This is a genomic window from Streptomyces paromomycinus, from assembly GCF_003865155.1.
Lineage (GTDB): Bacteria > Actinomycetota > Actinomycetes > Streptomycetales > Streptomycetaceae > Streptomyces > Streptomyces chrestomyceticus.
This window is the reverse complement of record NZ_BHZD01000001.1, coordinates 2,900,711-2,917,238: the sequence shown is the minus strand read 5'-3', so window position 1 is coordinate 2,917,238 and position 16,528 is coordinate 2,900,711. Positions and strand designations below refer to the sequence as shown.

General features: G+C 74.1%; 14 protein-coding genes. 10 read left to right on the top strand and 4 right to left on the bottom strand.

Annotated elements, in window-relative coordinates:
- The 5 genes from OEIGOIKO_RS11665 to OEIGOIKO_RS43750 all read left to right on the top strand — a co-directional run bounded on the left by OEIGOIKO_RS11665 (position 1) and on the right by OEIGOIKO_RS43750 (position 4,134).
- Positions 1-1,416 (top strand): NAD(P)/FAD-dependent oxidoreductase, encoded by a 1,416-nt coding sequence (locus OEIGOIKO_RS11665; protein ID WP_125053985.1) that lies wholly within the window; start codon positions 1-3, stop codon positions 1,414-1,416.
- A gap of 237 nt (positions 1,417-1,653) precedes the next feature.
- Positions 1,654-2,106, top strand: coding sequence for a bifunctional DNA primase/polymerase (locus OEIGOIKO_RS11660; protein WP_125053984.1), 453 nt, complete (start codon positions 1,654-1,656; stop codon positions 2,104-2,106).
- Positions 2,107-2,285: 179 nt separating this feature from the next.
- Complete coding sequence (locus tag OEIGOIKO_RS11655; protein ID WP_125053983.1) at positions 2,286-3,323, top strand: helix-turn-helix domain-containing protein; 1,038 nt, start codon at positions 2,286-2,288, stop codon at positions 3,321-3,323.
- Between the two features lie 207 nt (positions 3,324-3,530).
- A complete protein-coding gene (locus OEIGOIKO_RS43755; RefSeq protein WP_307721228.1) occupies positions 3,531-3,752 on the top strand; it encodes a sugar phosphate nucleotidyltransferase in 222 nt (73 codons plus the stop codon).
- A 73-nt stretch (positions 3,753-3,825) separates the two neighbouring features.
- Complete coding sequence (locus tag OEIGOIKO_RS43750; protein ID WP_307721227.1) at positions 3,826-4,134, top strand: hypothetical protein; 309 nt, start codon at positions 3,826-3,828, stop codon at positions 4,132-4,134.
- A 193-nt stretch (positions 4,135-4,327) separates the two neighbouring features.
- Here OEIGOIKO_RS43750 and OEIGOIKO_RS11640 read toward each other — a convergent pair whose 3' ends face one another.
- Positions 4,328-4,906, bottom strand: a complete 579-nt coding sequence (locus OEIGOIKO_RS11640; RefSeq protein WP_125058641.1) for a hypothetical protein — start codon at positions 4,904-4,906, stop codon at positions 4,328-4,330.
- 766 nt (positions 4,907-5,672) lie between these two features.
- Here OEIGOIKO_RS11640 and OEIGOIKO_RS11635 point away from each other — a divergent pair.
- Together OEIGOIKO_RS11635 and OEIGOIKO_RS11630 are read left to right on the top strand one after the other, a co-directional pair.
- Entirely contained in the window at positions 5,673-6,602 is a 930-nt protein-coding gene (locus OEIGOIKO_RS11635; RefSeq protein ID WP_170251693.1) for a TauD/TfdA dioxygenase family protein, read from the top strand.
- A complete protein-coding gene (locus OEIGOIKO_RS11630) occupies positions 6,599-7,672 on the top strand; it encodes an L-tyrosine/L-tryptophan isonitrile synthase family protein (protein ID WP_125053981.1) in 1,074 nt (357 codons plus the stop codon). The genes OEIGOIKO_RS11635 and OEIGOIKO_RS11630 overlap by 4 nt, the downstream gene beginning before the upstream one ends.
- On the opposite strand, the gene OEIGOIKO_RS11625 is transcribed toward OEIGOIKO_RS11630, so the two are convergent.
- Together OEIGOIKO_RS11625 and gabT are read right to left on the bottom strand one after the other, a co-directional pair.
- Positions 7,636-8,301 (bottom strand): phosphatase PAP2 family protein, encoded by a 666-nt coding sequence (locus OEIGOIKO_RS11625; RefSeq protein ID WP_246177314.1) that lies wholly within the window; start codon positions 8,299-8,301, stop codon positions 7,636-7,638. The two genes, OEIGOIKO_RS11630 and OEIGOIKO_RS11625, sit on opposite strands and share 37 nt — an antisense overlap.
- 352 nt (positions 8,302-8,653) lie before the next feature.
- Positions 8,654-10,003 carry a 4-aminobutyrate--2-oxoglutarate transaminase gene (gabT, locus tag OEIGOIKO_RS11620; RefSeq protein ID WP_125053979.1) on the bottom strand — a complete coding sequence of 450 codons (1,350 nt, stop codon included), beginning with the start codon at positions 10,001-10,003 and terminating at the stop codon, positions 8,654-8,656.
- 255 nt (positions 10,004-10,258) lie between these two features.
- Here gabT and OEIGOIKO_RS11615 point away from each other — a divergent pair, with 255 nt between their 5' ends.
- Positions 10,259-12,403, top strand: coding sequence for an ATP-binding protein (locus tag OEIGOIKO_RS11615; RefSeq protein WP_125053978.1), 2,145 nt, complete (start codon positions 10,259-10,261; stop codon positions 12,401-12,403).
- 21 nt (positions 12,404-12,424) lie between these two features.
- Here OEIGOIKO_RS11615 and OEIGOIKO_RS11610 read toward each other — a convergent pair whose 3' ends face one another.
- Entirely contained in the window at positions 12,425-12,829 is a 405-nt protein-coding gene (locus OEIGOIKO_RS11610; protein ID WP_125053977.1) for a RidA family protein, read from the bottom strand.
- Positions 12,830-13,079: 250 nt separating this feature from the next.
- Here OEIGOIKO_RS11610 and OEIGOIKO_RS11605 point away from each other — a divergent pair, with 250 nt between their 5' ends.
- Together OEIGOIKO_RS11605 and OEIGOIKO_RS11600 are read left to right on the top strand one after the other, a co-directional pair.
- Positions 13,080-14,744, top strand: coding sequence for a PucR family transcriptional regulator (locus OEIGOIKO_RS11605; protein WP_125053976.1), 1,665 nt, complete (start codon positions 13,080-13,082; stop codon positions 14,742-14,744).
- 221 nt (positions 14,745-14,965) lie between these two features.
- The gene (locus tag OEIGOIKO_RS11600; protein WP_125053975.1) at positions 14,966-16,411 is read left to right on the top strand and encodes an aldehyde dehydrogenase family protein; all 1,446 of its coding nucleotides are present in this window, start codon (positions 14,966-14,968) and stop codon (positions 16,409-16,411) included.
- Positions 16,412-16,528 lie beyond the last annotated feature (117 nt).

Sequence of the window (16,528 nt, the reverse complement as noted above, 5' to 3'; positions counted from 1 at the left end):
ATGGCACGAGCTGCCATGAGCACCCCCGCCCACGCCCTCGCGGACGCCGCACCGGTCTCCTTCTGGCTGGACGACGAGGACCGTCCCGCCGCTCTGCCCGCCCTCGTCGGCGACGAACGCACCGACCTGCTCGTCGTCGGCGGCGGCTACTCCGGACTGTGGACCGCCCTGATCGCCAAGGAACGCGACCCGGGACGCGACGTCGTCCTCGTGGAGGGCCAGGAGGTCGGCTGGGCCGCCTCCGGCCGCAACGGCGGGTTCTGCGCCGCCTCCCTCACCCACGGTCTCGGCAACGGTCTGGACCGCTGGCCGGACGAGCTGACGAAGCTGGCGGAACTCGGCGCCCGCAACCTCGACGCCATCGAGGACACCGTCGCCCGCCACGGCATCGACTGCGCCTTCGAACGCACCGGCGAGATCAACGTCGCCACCGAACCCCACCAGGTCGCCGAGCTGCGGGAAGGCGCCGAACAGGCCGCCCGGCTCGGCCTGGACGGCGTGCAGTTCCTCGACCGCGAGGCGCTGCGCGAGCACGTCGTCTCGCCGACCTTCCTGGCCGGCCTCTGGGACCGTACGGGCGTCGCCATGCTCAACCCGGCCCGCCTCGCCTGGGGGCTGAAGAAGGCCTGCCTGGACCTCGGCGTACGGATCTACGAGCACACGCCCGCCACCGCGCTCGCCGCCGACGGCGTGGGCATGGCCGCCCGCACCCCGTACGGCCGGGTCTTCGCCCGCCGGATCGCCCTCGGCACCAACGTCTTCCCGTCCCTGGTGCGCCGCGTCCGCCCGTACGTCGTGCCCGTCTACGACCACGCGCTGATGACCGAGCCGCTCTCCGCCGAACAGCAGGCAGCCGTCGGCTGGCAGGGCCGTCAGGGCCTGTCCGACAGCAACCACCACTTCCACTACTTCCGCCGTACCGCCGACCACCGCATCCTGTGGGGCGGCTACGACGCCGTCTACCGCTTCAACGCGGCGGTCCGGGCCGAGTACGACCACCGTCCGGCCACGTACGAGAAGCTGGCCCGGCACTTCTTCCAGTGCTTCCCCCAGCTGGAGGGCCTGCGCTTCACACACACCTGGGGCGGCGCCATCGACACCTGCTCGCGCTTCTCCGCCTTCTTCGGCACCGCGCACGCCGGGCGGGTCGCCTACGCCGCCGGGTACACCGGCCTGGGTGTGGGCGCCACCCGCTTCGGGGCCGAGGTGATGCTCGATCTCCTGGCGGGGGAGCGGACCGAACGCACCGAGCTGGAGATGGTCCGCAAGAAGCCGCTGCCGTTCCCGCCGGAGCCGCTGCGCTGGGCCGGGATCGGCCTGACGCAGTGGTCGATGACGCGGGCCGACACCCACGGCGGGCGGCGCAATCTGTGGCTGCGCGCGATGGACAAGGCGGGGCTCGGCTTCGACAGCTGAGGGCCGGCGGGCCCCGGGGCCCGCCGGGTTCCCCGTGGTTTCCCGGCGGGCGCGTTCCGTACCCGGCCGGTGCCCGGGGCCTGCCGTCCGCCCCTCCCGCGCGCCGGTACACCACTCCGCGCCCCCGCCGGCTCCTGTCTTACGCGAAAAACCCCGGCAAACCCGTGTAAGGATGCCGCCTCCGTCGCCTCTCACCGGGCGGACAGCGGTCCGAGGGGACCGCGGAAGCGAGGAGACATGGACACCGCGGGGGCGAAGAACGCAGTGGAGTGGCTGGTGACGGCGGCAGCGGACCCGGACGCGTGCCGGTGGGAATGGGAGCGCAACCCCCTCGGGGTCGCCCTGCTCCCGGCCGGCCGGCTCTGGGACGTGCTGATCGTGCCCGGCGCCCTGGGACGCCCGACCCTGGACGTCCTGACCCGGGTACTGGACCTGCCGGGTCCGGTCCTCGCCGACTTCGGGGACACCCGTACGGGCTTCTTCGTGCCGCCGGGCACCGCGGCACGCTGGCTCGGCACGGGCGTGCGCGGCGCGGGTGACGGCAGCTGGATCGTGGTGCCGTACCCGGGGCGGGCGACGGGCGGGGTGCGCTGGCTGGTCGTCCCGGACGGCACCGGGCGGCTCACCGAACCGGCCGTGCTCGAACTGGCGATGCACGAGGCGGCCGCACGGCTCGCCGGGGACCGGTGAGGAGACCGGCGCGGCGGCGCCGTGAGACAGGACACAGCCGCGCTTTCCCCGGCGTGGCGTTGAGTCCTGCGGCCCCCGGATCCGTGGTCCCGGATGGGACGCCCGGCAGGGCTCCCCGGCGGGCCGGGCGTGTGGGGCGTCCGCCGTCGTAGTCAGGTGCCGCATCTCAGGGGGGAATCATGCGCACGTCGGAGTACGTTCTCGGACGGCTGGGCGTCGAACCGGCGACGGAATCGGTCTACCGCGCCCTGCTGGCGCAACCGCACGCCACCGCGGCGGAATTGGCGGCCCGTACGGAAATGACCGAGCAGGAGGCCGAGCGGGCCCTCGGCCGGCTGACCGGCCTCGCCCTGGCACACCCTTCCACGGAACGCCCCGGTCGGCTTTACGCGGTGAGCCCGCGCCTGGGCATGGACATTCTGCTCGCCCGGCAGCAGGCCGAACTCGCCGCGCAGCAACAGCGCGTGGAGGAAAGCCGGGCGGCCGCCGCCCGGCTCGTCTCAGAATTCGCCACGCACCAGCAATCCGCCGCCGACCAAGGAGTGTTCCGGATGGCGGGAGCCGACCGGATCAGCGACCACGTACGGGAAATCGGCGCCCTCGCCGAGGAGGAATTGCAGGTGTTCGCCGCCGGGCAGCCGTTCCCGTCGTCCGCCGCGTCCGCGTCCCGGCGCCTGTACGAGGACCTGCTCGCCCGCGGAATCCGGATACGCGCCGTCTGCCTCGACAGCGCCCGCAACGATCCGGACGCCGTGGAGCACGCCGAACGGCTGGCGGCGGCCGGCGCGGAGGTCCGTACCGCCGCCGTGCTCCCCACCCGTATGGTCGTCGTCGACCGCCGCTCCGCGCTCGTCTTCACGGCCGGCGAGGGCGCCACGGAGGCCGCCGTCTCCGTACGGGTGCCCGGTGTCGTCACCGCGCTGAGCACGCTGTTCGACGCCGTGTGGGCAGCGGCGGAACGGCTGGGCCCGCCGCCGTCCCGGCGCGCGGCGGACGGCTTCACCCGGCAGCACCTGGCCGCGCTGCAACTGCTCGCGGAGGGCCACACGGACGCCACGGTCGCCCGGCGGCTGGGCGTCTCGGCCCGGACGGCGCGCCGGATCGCCACCGACGCGATGGCGGGGATGAAGGCGCGCAGCCGGTTCCAGGCCGGGGTGCTCGCCGCCCAGCTGGGCTATCTGCCGGCGTCGTCGCCCGAGGTGCAGCGCACCGCGTGAAGCGGAAAGGGCGGCCGGTGGCAGCGCACCGGCCGCATTTCCCGTCCGCCGTTCCGGGGGCCGGCCGTGGACCGAAAGGGACACGGCCGGTTCGGTCCACCGGCCCCCTCCTTTCCCGTACGGCGGGCCGGTCCGACACTCCCTTCCATGAAGGCTCTGGTGTTGTCCGGCGGGACGGGAACCCGTCTTCGCCCCTTCACGTACTCAATGCCCGAGCAATTGAACCCGATTGCGGGCAAGCCGGTTCTGCGGCACGTCCTGGAGAACATCCGGCAATGCGGTGTCACCGGCATCGGCATCGTCGTCGACGCCCGGGACCGGCACATCGCGACGGCTTTCCGTGACGGTACGGGCCTCGGCGTACGGCTCACCTATCTGCGCCAGGAACAGCCTTCGGGGCCGGCGCACGGCGTGGCCCTCGCCCGGTAATTCCCCGGCGCGAAGGATCTCGTGCTGTACCTCGGCGACACCGTGCTGCCCGAGGGGATCGGCGCCCGCCGCGGTGGTGCGGCTGACGGAGAAGCCGGACCGGCCGTGCAGCGACCTCGCGCCGGACGGCGTCTACTTCTTCACCGACGAGGTGTACGGCTCCATCGAGGAATGGCTGCACGTCGACCTCCTCGTCTTGGGCGGCGTTTTCGTCTTCGCGGACCCGTACTTCGGCGAGATCGCCGGGCGCACCGCCTTCGACCAGTTCTACGACGAGCACCGGTACCAGTACGGAAAGACCTGGTGGCCCTCCTCGAAGAGCTGCGTGCCGCGGGCCGCACCGGCGCCGGGTAAGTGGTCACGGCCAAGAGCTGCACGGTGACCGCCTACTGCGTCCTCGGCCCGCGCCTGGTCCCGTACGTCTGCGACTCCACCCCGCCCAACAGGGCAGGCTGACCCCGGCACCCGCATCCCGGTCCGCCCGCCCGGCGCTGGATCCTGTACGTCCCCGGCGTGCACGTGGTGTGAGACCGGGTGCCGGTGGTGGCTGCCGCCGGCACCCGGCTGTCACGCGGTCAGTCCTGCGCCGGGTGGATCTTCCAGTCGGCCACGTCGGAGCTGCGGTTGAAGTACGCGTTGGTGCACAGGTCGTACTTGCCGCCGGTGGCGGTGCTGTGGCCGTTGGTCTCCAGGAAGCCGCCGTTGTCGCCGTAGGTGTTCCACAGGTGGACCACGTCGCCCGTCCGGACGTTCCGGTCGCCCGGCGAGGAGCTGCGGGCGAAGATCCGCCAGCGGCCGGTGCCGGGGGCGCGGTCCCGGGACTGGGAGGTGGACACGTCGTACAGGGCGCCCGCGTCCTTCTGGGCGTCGGAGGCGTGGCCGTTGCTGTCGAGGTAGCCGCCGTCGCCGCCGTACAGGTTGCGCAGATACACCAGGTCGCCGCTGACGACGGGCTGGCCGGACGCCTTGCCGGTGGCCGAGTGGATCTCCCAGGTGCCGGTGCCCTTGCCGCGGGCGGGGGTGTCGGCGGTCGAGACGCTGTACTTGCCGCCCGCGGCGCCGCTGTGCCCGTTGGTGTCGAGGTAGCCGCCCTGCCAGCCGTTGTACCCGTTCTGCAGGTGGATGTGGTCGCCGTACTTGAGCTCGTTCGCCATGGAGTTCCCCTCGGTGGACGATGCCGTGTGCGCAACCTCGCCGGGCGTGCCGCCGGTGCCCGGCGCGTACGGCCATCCTGTCGGCTGCGCGCCCGTCCCTCCGGGCGATACGCGGACTTGTCCGGAACCCGCCCGCCGCGCGCCCCTGATCCGCCGGCTTCTCCAGCCGCGGCACGATGGCGGCGGGAGAGGGCAGAGCCGCCGTCTCGGCGCGGGTCCCGGCCGCCGCGGCCGGCATCTTCTCGGCCGTGAGCAGGCGGCGCGGCAGCGCGGTGTCCACCGCGTCCGGGGTGCTGACCAGGGCGGCACCTCGCGCGCGGAATCCGCGCCACCTCGAAGTCGCCGGCGCCGCGCGGCAGCACCGGATGGCGGACGCCCGCACCGAGTCCGGCCAGGTGCCGTGCTGCGCGGTCCGTGGCCGAGCCGGTGGTCGGCGAACGCAGCGGCGACGGCGGCCAGTTCGTCGTCGCCGGCCGGTGGCTGGAGGAGGTCGGTCATGCCGGTCCTCGCATCCTCGAAGGGGCGCGCTCCGACGGTGAGTCTCGTGCGGGCCGCGGGGGCGCAGAAGCGGGGGACGCGGGCCCGAACGGGCCACGGCCGGTTCGGGCCACGGGAAGTGTCTTTCGCGCGCGGTGGGGTGGCGGAAAAGTTGTGGGTGTCAGCGAGAAGTCGTCCACGACGTAGAAAGTTCTTGAACTCTCAAGTACTGTCGCTGTCACCGCGTCCGGGCCGACCGGTCCGGCGCGCCGCCATCCGGAGAGGAACCATGACGTCCCAAGCCGTCCACGCGTCCGGCCCGACCGCCGACGACGCCCCTGACGACACCCGGCCCTGGACGACGGCCGCACCCGGCCCCTTCGGCGTGCTGATCACCGCGACCGGGCCCGGTTTACCGGTCACCGCCGTCCCCGTACCGTGGCTCCGCGACCTGACCCGCCGCCACCACCTCGTCGCTCTGCGCGGCTTCACCGCCCCGGCCGACGCCGCGGAACTCGACGCCTACGCGCGCACCTGGGGCGAGGTGATGGAGTGGCCGTTCGGCACGGTCTTCGACGTACGCGCCCACCAGGACCCCGAGGACCACGTCTTCGACACCGGCTTCATGCCGCTGCACTGGGACGGGATGTACGTCGACTTCGTGCCCGAGTTCCAGGTCTTCCACTGCGTCGCGGCGCCCGGCGCGGCCGAAGGCGGCGGCACGCTCTTCTGCGACACCACCCGCGTCCTCGCCGACGCGGACGAGGAGACCCTGGAGCGCTGGCGCGGCCTGACCCTGCGCTACCGCAACGCCAAGGTCTCCCACTACGGCGGCCTCGTCGTCTCGCCCCTGATCGAACCGCACCCCGACGCCGGCTTCCCGGTCATGCGGTTCCTCGAACCGGTGCCGGACGGCGAGCACATCGTCAACCAGCCCGACGTGAGTGTCGACGGGCTGGAGGGCGAGGCGGCCGCCGCCGAACTGGCCGCCGTCCGCGACGCCGCGTACGACCCCCGGCACGTGTACGTGCACGCCTGGCAGCAGGACGACATCGTCATCGCCGACAACTACACCCTGCTGCACACCCGCGTGCCCTACCGCCGCGGACTGCCGCGCCACCTGCGCCGCGTCCACGTCCTGGGCGAACCCCCGCTGCCCAGCCACATCCACGACCACCGGGACGCCACCGGGGCCGACACCCAGCGAGGGACCGCATGACCGTGACGTACGAGCAGCACGCCGAGCGCGGGGAGCAGGGGGAGGACGAGGGCGAAGCCGCGTTCGCGGCCCGCACGGAGCGGTACACCGCCCGCATTCTGGAACTGCTGCTGCCGCACCGCAGGCCCGCCGGCGCACCGGCGGACACCCGGGACGACGGGGGAGACGGCGCCGACAGCGCCGACGGGGCCGAGGGACGCGGCCACGACAGCCACCGGCCCGGACAGTGCTTCGCCGAACAGCTCACCCAGATCCGCGGCTTCGTCGCCCGCCGCGAGCCGGTGCTGCTGACCCTGCCGGCGTTCCCCTGCAAGTCGCCCAACCCCGCCAAGGTCGTCGGCCACCTCCCCGACCTCGGCGAACTGCTCTCGCTGCGCTTCCTGGACGACCTGTGCGCCGCGATCGACGCGGTCTACCCGCCCGGCGCCCGGCTGCTGATCTGTTCCGACGGCCATGTCTTCGGCGACCTGATACGGGTGCCGGACGCGCACATCGACGCGTACGGCAAGGCACTGCGCGACATGATCGACGCCAACGGCCTGCGGCACATCGAGACCTTCGGCCTCGACCACGTCTACGACGGCCGCGGCTACGACGAGAAGCGCGCGCTGCTGGAGCAGGACTACGCGCAGAGCGTGGAGGAACTCCGGGCCGAGGTACGGGCCGGCGGACCGGCGCTCAGCCACTACCGCGGCACCATCCGGTTCCTGGTCGAGGACACCGCGGACTGGACCGGCTCCAAGGCCCAGTTGCAGCGCGAGTGCCGCAGCCGCGCGTACGGTGTGCTGCGGCGCAGCCGGGCGTGGGGCGAGCTGATAGCCCACCACTACCGGCAGACCGTACGGCTCTCCATCCACCCGCAGGCCTGCGGCTCGGCGAAGTTCGGGATCGCGCTGCTGGAGGCGGCGGACAACTGGCTCACGCCCTGGCACGCCGTCGTCGTGCAGACCGGCACCGACCGCTTCCGGCTGATGAAGCGGCACGAGGCGGAGCGGGTGGCCATTCCGGCGGGCCCGAGCTGGCGCCCGAGCCACTACATCGCGTCGGAGCTGGTCGGCGCGGCGGGCTGACCGTCGTCCGCCGTGTGCGGGCGGTCCGCCCTCCGCCCGCACACCGCCGCGCAGGCCGCGAGCAGCACCCCGGCCAGGCACCAACTGGCCAGCACGTCCAGCGGCCAGTGATAGGCGCGGCGCACCAGGCCGATGCCGACCGCGAGGTCGAGCAGCCCCACGGCGGCCGCCAGTGCCGGTCCGTACGACCGTCCCGGGCGTGCGGTCCACGGCGCGGCGAGCAGCAGGGCCACCGCTCCGTACGCGACGGCCGCCGTCGCCCCGTGCCCGGACGGGAAGAAACCGGCGTGCGCGCCGCCCGCCATTTCCGGGGGCCCCGGCCGGGCCAGCCACGTCTTCACCGGGACGACCAGCGCGGGCACCACGGCCATCGTGACCAGGGCGGCCAGTGGCGGCAGCCACCAGCGCGGGGCCGCCGCCCGCCGTCCGCGCCAGGCCGCGTACAGCGCGGCGAGGGCCAGCACCGGCAGCGCTACGACCGTGTTGCCGAGGTCGGCGAAGAACTCCGCCAGGGCGGTGGGCACCGGGCTGTGCACGACGGCGCGGCCGAAGCGCTCGTCCAGCGCGCGCAGCGGGCCGTCGGAAGCCACCTGCCAGGTGAGGACCGCGAAGAGTGCGGCGCACAGCACGCCCGCCCACACGAGGGGGCGAAGGAAGAAGGCCGGCCGCCTCGGAACAGGGGGGGTGGTTCCGAGGCGGCCGCGCTGACCGGAGGTCCGCGCGCCCCGGGGGGTCTGGGGCGGGCGGCCGTCCGATCGGTGAGGATTTCCGGGGCGCGCGGCCCCGGAGTCGTGCGCGAAGGCACGGCTCGGCCGCAGCTGGGGAAGCGTCGGCCGGGCGTCGCCCGCAGGTTCCTGCGGGCGGGGTGTTTCGCTCATCTGCAGAAACCGTACGGCAGGGAGCCGGGCCCGGACAGCCGGATCACCCGCCCGCCATCGGCCCCGCACACATTCTTCACGACCTGCCGCCGGTTCCTTCGGGTCACACCGTCGCGAGCGCGCTCTCGATGATGTCCAGGCCCTCGTTCAGCAGGTCCTCGCCGATGACCAGCGGCGGCAGGAAGCGCAGCACGTTGCCGTACGTGCCGGTGGTCAGCACCAGCAGGCCCTCCTGGTGGCAGGCGGCCGCCAGCGCCGCGGTCGCCTTCGGGTTCGGCTCCTTGGAACCGGACTCCACCAGCTCGATGGCGATCATCGCGCCCCGGCCGCGGACCTCGCCGATGATGTCGTACTTCTCCGCCATCGCCGCCAGGCGCGGCTTCATGATCTCGCCGATCCGCCGGGCCTTGGCGTTCAGGTCCAGCTCGCGCATCGTCTCGATGGAGCCGAGCGCCGCCGCGCAGGCGACCGGGTTGCCGCCGTAGGTGCCGCCCAGACCGCCCGCGTGCGCCGCGTCCATCATCTCGGCGCGGCCGGTGACGGCGGCCAGCGGCAGGCCGCCCGCGATGCCCTTGGCGGTCGTGATCAGGTCCGGGACGATGTTCTCGTCCTCGCACGCGAACCACTGGCCGGTACGGCAGAAGCCGGACTGGATCTCGTCCGCGACGAAGACGATGCCGTTCTCCTTCGCGAACTCCGCGACGGCGGGCAGGAAGCCCTTGGCCGGCTCGATGAAGCCGCCCTCACCGAGCACCGGCTCGATGATGATCGCGGCCACGTTCTCCGCGCCGATCTGCTTGCTGATCTGCGAGATGGCCTGGTCCGCGGCCTCCTGGGCGCAGTTCTCCGGGCCGGTCAGCCAGCGGTAGGGGTAGGCCAGCGGCACCCGGTAGACCTCGGGCGCGAACGGGCCGAAGCCGTGCTTGTACGGCATGTTCTTCGCGGTCAGCGCCATCGTCAGGTTCGTCCGGCCGTGGTAGCCGTGGTCGAAGACGACGACCGCCTGGCGCTTGGTGTACGCGCGGGCGATCTTGACCGCGTTCTCCACGGCCTCCGCGCCGGAGTTGAACAGCGCCGACTTCTTCGCGTGGTCGCCCGGCGTCAGCTCGGCGAGCTGCTCGCAGACCTCCACGTACGGCTCGTACGGCGTGACCATCACACAGGTGTGGGTGAAGTCGGCGAGCTGCGCGGTGGCGCGGCGCACCACGGCCTCCGCGCTGTTGCCGACCGAGGTCACGGCGATGCCGGAGCCGAAGTCGATGAAGGAGTTGCCGTCGACGTCCTCCAGGATGCCGCCGCCCGCGCGCTTGGCGAAGACGGGCAGCACCGCCCCGACACCGCCGGCCACGGTGGCCTGCTTGCGGGCCCACAGCTCCTGGGACTTCGGGCCGGGGATCGCGGTGACGACGCGACGCTCCTGGGGGAGGGCGGGGCCTCCGGACAGTTCGGTCATGGCAGTCTCCTGGGGGTGGAACGGGACGTACTGAAAGACGTACGGAAGGGGTTGTGCTCGCAGGCTAGGGGGAGGAACGGGACGTCGGCATGTTCCGTTCGGGAGAAGTGCGCGTGTTGCGTTGTCCGCACCGGACATAGCGGCGCTCCGCGGCCAGTAGATTGAACGGCGGCAATGCGCGGGAACAGCAGGGCGCACGGACGGAACCGAGTCCGTCCGGCGTCCGGACGTCTCAAGGGGGACGAGGGGCACCGGATGGACACCGAGGGCACGCAGCACGACGCACCGCACACCCGCACCGACCACCCCGTACCCCGCCCCACGGCACCACCGGTCCCGTCCGTACCGCCGGCCCCGAGAGTCCCGCCGGTGCCGCCGACGCCGCCCGCGGCCCCCGGGGACGGCACGTTCCTGCGCTGGCTGCGCACCCCCCGCCGGGCCGCCGCGCCCGGCATCTGGACGTACGGGCACGTGCCCCGGCCCGAGGAGAGCCCCGACCGGGTGCCCACCCGGCAGCTCGTCACCGGCGCGCTGATCTCGTTCCTGTGCGGCTGGCTGCTCTGGTCGCTGCTCTGGAACGGCTACCTCGGCCCGTACTGGCTCTACCCGCTGCTGCTCCTGACGCCCGACTCCTGGCGCGCGGCCGGCGGCGACAAGATGATCTTCGTCTGGGTCACCTACCTCTACTACGCGCTCTTCCTCGCCCTCCTCGTCCTCGTCTTCGGACGCCTCGGCCGCTGGGCCGAACTGGGGCGGCGCTGCCTCGGGCCCGTACTGCGCCGCGCCAGGGCGCACCGCCCCGACGCCGTACCGGAGCCGCAGGAGGACCGCGCCCAGTGGCCCGCACTGCGCGCGGGCGGCGCGCCCGACGCCGCCGACAAGCTCACCGCCGAGAGCCTCGCCGGACGCATGAACGACGTGGACGTGGCACGCATCGAACGCGCCTGGCACTCGGTGTGCTCCGGCAACAACTCCCTCGCCTCCTTCACCGACACCGTCCTGCGCCACGGCGCCGCCGCCTGCGCCCACCCCTCCGGGCGGCGCGACCTGCCCGCCCGTACGGCCCACCACGACCTGCTCGCCCACCAGGTGCGCATCGGCACCGCCACCGACCACCCGCGCAACCCCCACCAGCACCGCGGTACGGGCTTCGCCCTCGACCCGGCGCTGCTGGGCACCTCGTTGCTGGCCGTCGGCCCGCCCGGCTGCGGCAAGACCACCCGGGTGGTGCGGCCGGTCGTGGAGTCCCTGTGCCTCCAGGCGCTGGCCGGGCGGAGCGCCGTGGTCGCCGTCGGCGCGGCCGGCTCCGCCCTCGGCCCGGACGACGCGTTCGACGTGATCGTCCGGATCGGCGCCCCCGAACCGGACTGCGACCTCGATCTGTACGGCGGCACCACCGACCCCGACGAAGCGGCCGGCATCCTCGCCGAAGCGCTCGTCGGCGACCTCGCCGCCACCCAGTCCGGCGGCGACAGCCGGCGCGCCGCGACCGCGCTCGGCCAGCTGCTCGGCCCGTTCCGTGCCGCGCACGGCCGCTTCCCGTCCGTCCCCGAACTCCGCGAACTCCTCGACGGCTCGGACACGGCGCTCGCCGCGCTGCGGACCGCGCTGAAGACCACCGAGTCGCACGCCCAGCTGCGCGAACTGGACGCCCGCGCACGGCAGTCCGGACGCCCCGGCGACATCGGCGACCTCCTGGCCGACCGCGTCGCCCTCCTCGACCGCCCCGCCTTCGCGCCGTACTTCCGCCCCGAGGGCGGCGTCCGCCAGCTCTCCCTGCGCGCCCTCGACCGCCCGCTGCGCGTCCGCATCGACCTGCCCGAACGCGGCCACGCCGAGGCGTCGCGCATCCTGGCCCGGTTGGTGCTCGCCCAGTTCACCGAGTGCGCGGCCGCCCGCGGCGACCGCTCGCTCTTCGCCTGCCTGGTCCTGGACGACGCGGCGCACACCGTCACCGCGGAATCCCTGCGTGGCCTGCAACGGCTGCGCGCCGCCAACGCGGGCGTCCTGATGACCCTGCGCTCCCTCGACGACATCCCCGAGACGCTGCGCAGCGCGCTGCTGGGCGCGGTGGGCTGCCGGATGGCGTTCGCGGGCGTGACGACCTGGGACGGGGCGCGGTTCGCCGAGGTCTGGGGCAAGGAGTGGGTCGAGACCCGGGACGTGACCGACCGTCAGATCATCGCCGAGGGCGCCGCGATGAAGGCGTTCCATCTCTTCCGCCACCTGGTCACCGGCAAGGCCGTCACCGCCAAGGCCGTCACCGTCCGCACCGTCGAACGCGAACGCTGGTCCGCCTCCGACCTGGCGAACTCCGTCCCTCCGGGGCACGGGGTGGTGTCGGTGACGTCGGTGCGGGGGGAGCACGCGCCGCCGGTATTGGTGGATCTTCGGGGGTGAGACGGGCCGGGGCGGGCCGGGTCATCGCTCCCGCACCACCCCCGTCGCCGTGATCTCCACCAGCTGCCCCGGGTAGCCGAGGACCGTGACGCCTACGAGCGTGGACGTGTGCGGGCCCGTGGAGAGGGCCGAGGAGCGGACCTCCTCCCAGGCGGTGGTGAGGTCGCCGGAGGCGGTGGCGACCACGTAGACCGTGCTGGCGATCACCTGGTCCAGGCCGCTGCCCGCCGCCTCCAGCTGGGCGGCGAGGTTGGCGAGGACCTGACGGGTCTGGGCGGCGCGGTCGCCCGGGCCCACGAGGCTGCCGTCCGCGTCCAGCGGGACGGCGCCCGCGCTGAAGACCAGGCGCTCACCCGCCTCGACGACGGCGGCGTGCGAGTAGCGCGGGGGCGGGAAAAGTGCGGGCACGGTCGTGAAGCGGGTCATCGGTGCTCCTTCGAGGCGGTGACTGCGGTGGTCCGTACCGGTCGGTGCCGATCAGTTCACGGTGAGGCCGTGCGCGTCCACCGGATATCGCCGGCCGCCACGGGGCCCGCGCCCCGTACGGGCGTATCCCCGGACGATCTCACCCCCGCACCCCTCCACTGAGGCAGAATCGGCAACGACCGTTCATACGGGACGGCGCAGCGCCGGCCCGCCGACAGCACACCCGCCCGCCGACGCCCCCGAAGGTCCCATGCCGCACACGCTCGCCACCCTGGCCCACCACTCCGCGCTCAAGCTGACGGTGCTCGCGGGCGGGGACCGGCTGGACACCCCGGTGCGCTGGGCGCACGCCAGTGAGCTGATCGACCCGGTGCCGTACATGGAGGGCGGCGAGCTGCTGCTCATCACCGCCCTCAAGCTGGACGCCGAGGACCCGGCGACGGCCCGCCGGTACGTGCGGCGGGTCGCGGGCGCCGGTGTCGTCGGGCTCGGCTTCGCGGTCGGCGTCAACTACGAGGATGTGCCCGCGGCGCTGGTCAGCGCCGCCGCCGAGGAGGGGCTGCCGCTGCTGGGCGTGCCCCGCAGCACCCCGTTCATCGCCATCAGCAAGGCCGTCTCCGCCGCGGTCGCCGCCGACCAGTACCGCGCCGTGACCGAGGGCTTCGAGGCGCAGCGCGAACTGACCCGGGCCGCCCTCGGCGCCGAAGGCCCGGCCGAGCTGCTGGCCCGGCTCGCCGCGCACCTCAAGGGCTGGGCCGCGCTGTACGACGCGTCCGGCACGGTGGTCGCCGCGGCCCCCGACTGGGCGGCCCGCCGTGCCGCCCGGCTCAGCGGCGACGTGGGGCGGCTGCGCGAGCGCCCGGCCCCCGCCAGCTCGGTGGTCAGCGAGGCCGAGGGCGACGACCGGGTCGAGTTGCAGTCCCTGGGCACCGGCCGCCGTGCCCGCGGCGTCCTCGCGGTCGGTACGGGCGCGCCGCTGGGCACCGCCGAGCGCTTCGCCGTGCACTCCGCCGTCGCCCTCCTGACGCTGACCACCGAGCGCTCCCGCGCCCTCCAGGAGGCCGAGCAGCGGCTCGGCGCCGCGGTGCTGCGGATGCTGCTGGCCGGTGAGCCGGACCACGCGCGGGCGGTCGCGGGCCGGCTGTACGGCGGTCTCCTGGACGCGCCCTTCCGGGTCGTGGTCGCCGAGCCGGTCGATGCCGACGGCGCGGAGCCCGGCGACGCGCCGCCCGCCCTGGACGCGCTCGCCGACGCCATGGAGGCGGCGGCGGCCCGTACCGGAGAAGCCGTGCTGGCCGTACCGGAGGGCGCCCGGCTGGTCGTGCTGGCCGCCGACGGCGGGGCCGCCGTCGAGGCGTGCGCCGAGCACGCCGCCGCGGCCGAGGCCCGGTACGGCGGGCAGCCGCTGCCGCGCGGGCGCGCGGCGCGGGCCGAGGCGGGGCGGTCCGGCGCGCAGCTGGCCGTCGGCCTGTCCGCGCCGTCCGGGCCGCGGGACGCCGCGCACGCCCACCGCCAGGCCGAACAGGCCCTCTCGGTCGCCCGCCGCCGCGGCCGGGTGCTCGTCGAACATGAGGACGTGGCGTCCGGTTCGGTGCTGCCGCTGCTGGCCGACGACGCCGTACGGGCCTTCGCCGACGGCCTGTTGCGCGCCCTGCGCGAGCACGACGCCACCGGCCGCGGGGACCTCGTCGCCTCGCTGCGCGCCTGGCTGTCCCGGCACGGCCAGTGGGACGCGGCCGCCGCCGACCTGGGCGTGCACCGGCACACCCTGCGCTACCGGATGCGGCGGGTGGAGGAGATCCTCGGCCGCTCGCTGGACGACCCGGACGTACGGATGGAGCTGTGGCTGGCGCTCAAGGCGACGGCGGCGGTCGCGGACCCGTACGGGGGCGGGTCCGGAGAGCCGCAGGCGTAGCGGTCCGGCCGGCCGTGGCGGCCCGTGCCCCGCCCGCCTACGCCAATGCGGCGGACCGGTCGCGGTGGCCTGCGTCCCGCCCGCGTACGCCAATGCGGCGGGCGGCGCCGTACGACTACTCCGCGCCGGACAAACGCCGTGGACGCACCCCGCCCCTACGGTGGACCCAGGCCCGCGAGGGCCGTCCGTACCACCCCCACTTCGGAAGGGCCGGGACCCCTGTGACTTCTCCCACCGCCTTTTGGCTCGCCGGTCGCCAGGCCACCGGCGAGGACACCTTCGACGTCACCTCCCCCTGGGACGGCCGTCTCGTCGGCACGGTGAGCGTTCCCACCGAGGCCCAGACCGAGGAGGCCGTCGCGGCCTCCGTCGCCGTGCAGGAAGCGTTCGCCGCCACCCCCGCCCATGTGCGGGCCGCGGCGCTGGACCACGTGCAGCGGCGTCTGGTGGAGCGCACCGAGGAGATCGCCCGGCTCATCTCCGCCGAGAACGGCAAGCCCATGAAGTGGGCCCGCGGCGAACTGGGCCGGGCCGTGTCCGTCTTCCGGTTCGCCGCCGAGGAGGCCCGCCGCTTCAACGGCGGCGAGGCGCAGCGCCTGGACACCGACGCGGGCGGCGCCGGCCGGCTCGCCCTGACCCGCCGCTTCCCGCGCGGCACGGTGCTGGGCATCGCGCCCTTCAACTTCCCGCTCAACCTCTGCGCCCACAAGATCGCCCCGGCGATCGCGGCGGGCGTGCCGATCATCCTCAAGCCCGCCCCGGCCACCCCGCTGTCCGGCCTGGTCCTCGGCGAGCTGCTGGCCGAGACCGACCTGCCGGCCGGCTCCTGGTCGATCCTGCCGGTCACCAACGACCGGATGCCGGCGCTGGTGCAGGACGAGCGGCTGCCGGTGATCTCCTTCACCGGTTCCGAGCAGGTCGGCTACGCGATCATGGACTCGGTGCCGCGCAAGCACTGCACCCTCGAACTGGGCGGCAACGGCGCGGCCGTCGTGCTGGCCGACTACGCCTCCGAGGCCGACCTGGACTGGGCGGCGCAGCGCATCGCCACCTTCTCCAACTACCAGGGCGGCCAGTCCTGCATCTCCGTGCAGCGGGTGATCGCCGACGCGTCGGTCTACGACCGGCTGGTCCCGAAGATCGTCGCCGCCGTCAACGCGCAGGTCACCGGCGACCCGTCGGACGACGCCACCGAGGTCGGCCCGCTGGTCAGCGAGGCCGCCGCCCAGCGCGTCGAGGCGTGGGTGGACGAGGCCGTCGGCGCGGGCGCGAAGCTGCTCGCGGGCGGCAAGCGGGACGGCGCCTCGTACGCGCCGACCGTGCTGGAGGACGTGCCCGCCGGCGCGACCCTCGCCTGCGAGGAGGTCTTCGGCCCGGTCCTGAGCCTGACGAAGGTGGACGGCGAGGAGGCGGCGTTTGCCGCCGTCAACAACTCCAAGTACGGCCTCCAGGCGGGCGTGTTCACGCACGACGTGCAGACCGCGTTCCGGGCGCACCGGGCGCTGGAGGTCGGCGGCGTGATCGTCGGCGACGTGCCGTCCTACCGCGCGGACCAGATGCCGTACGGCGGCGCCAAGCAGTCCGGCGTGGGCCGTGAGGGTGTGCGCTTCGCGATGGAGGACTACACCTACGAGCGGGTGCTCGTGCTGACCGGTCTGGACCTGTAGGACCCGGACGGCCGCCGGTACGGACGTACCGGCCGGACCGACGAGCAACGCGCTCCGGCACCCTGTCCCGGAGCGCGTTGCCTCCCCCGTTCCCCCGTGCGGCGGTGCCGTCCTTCC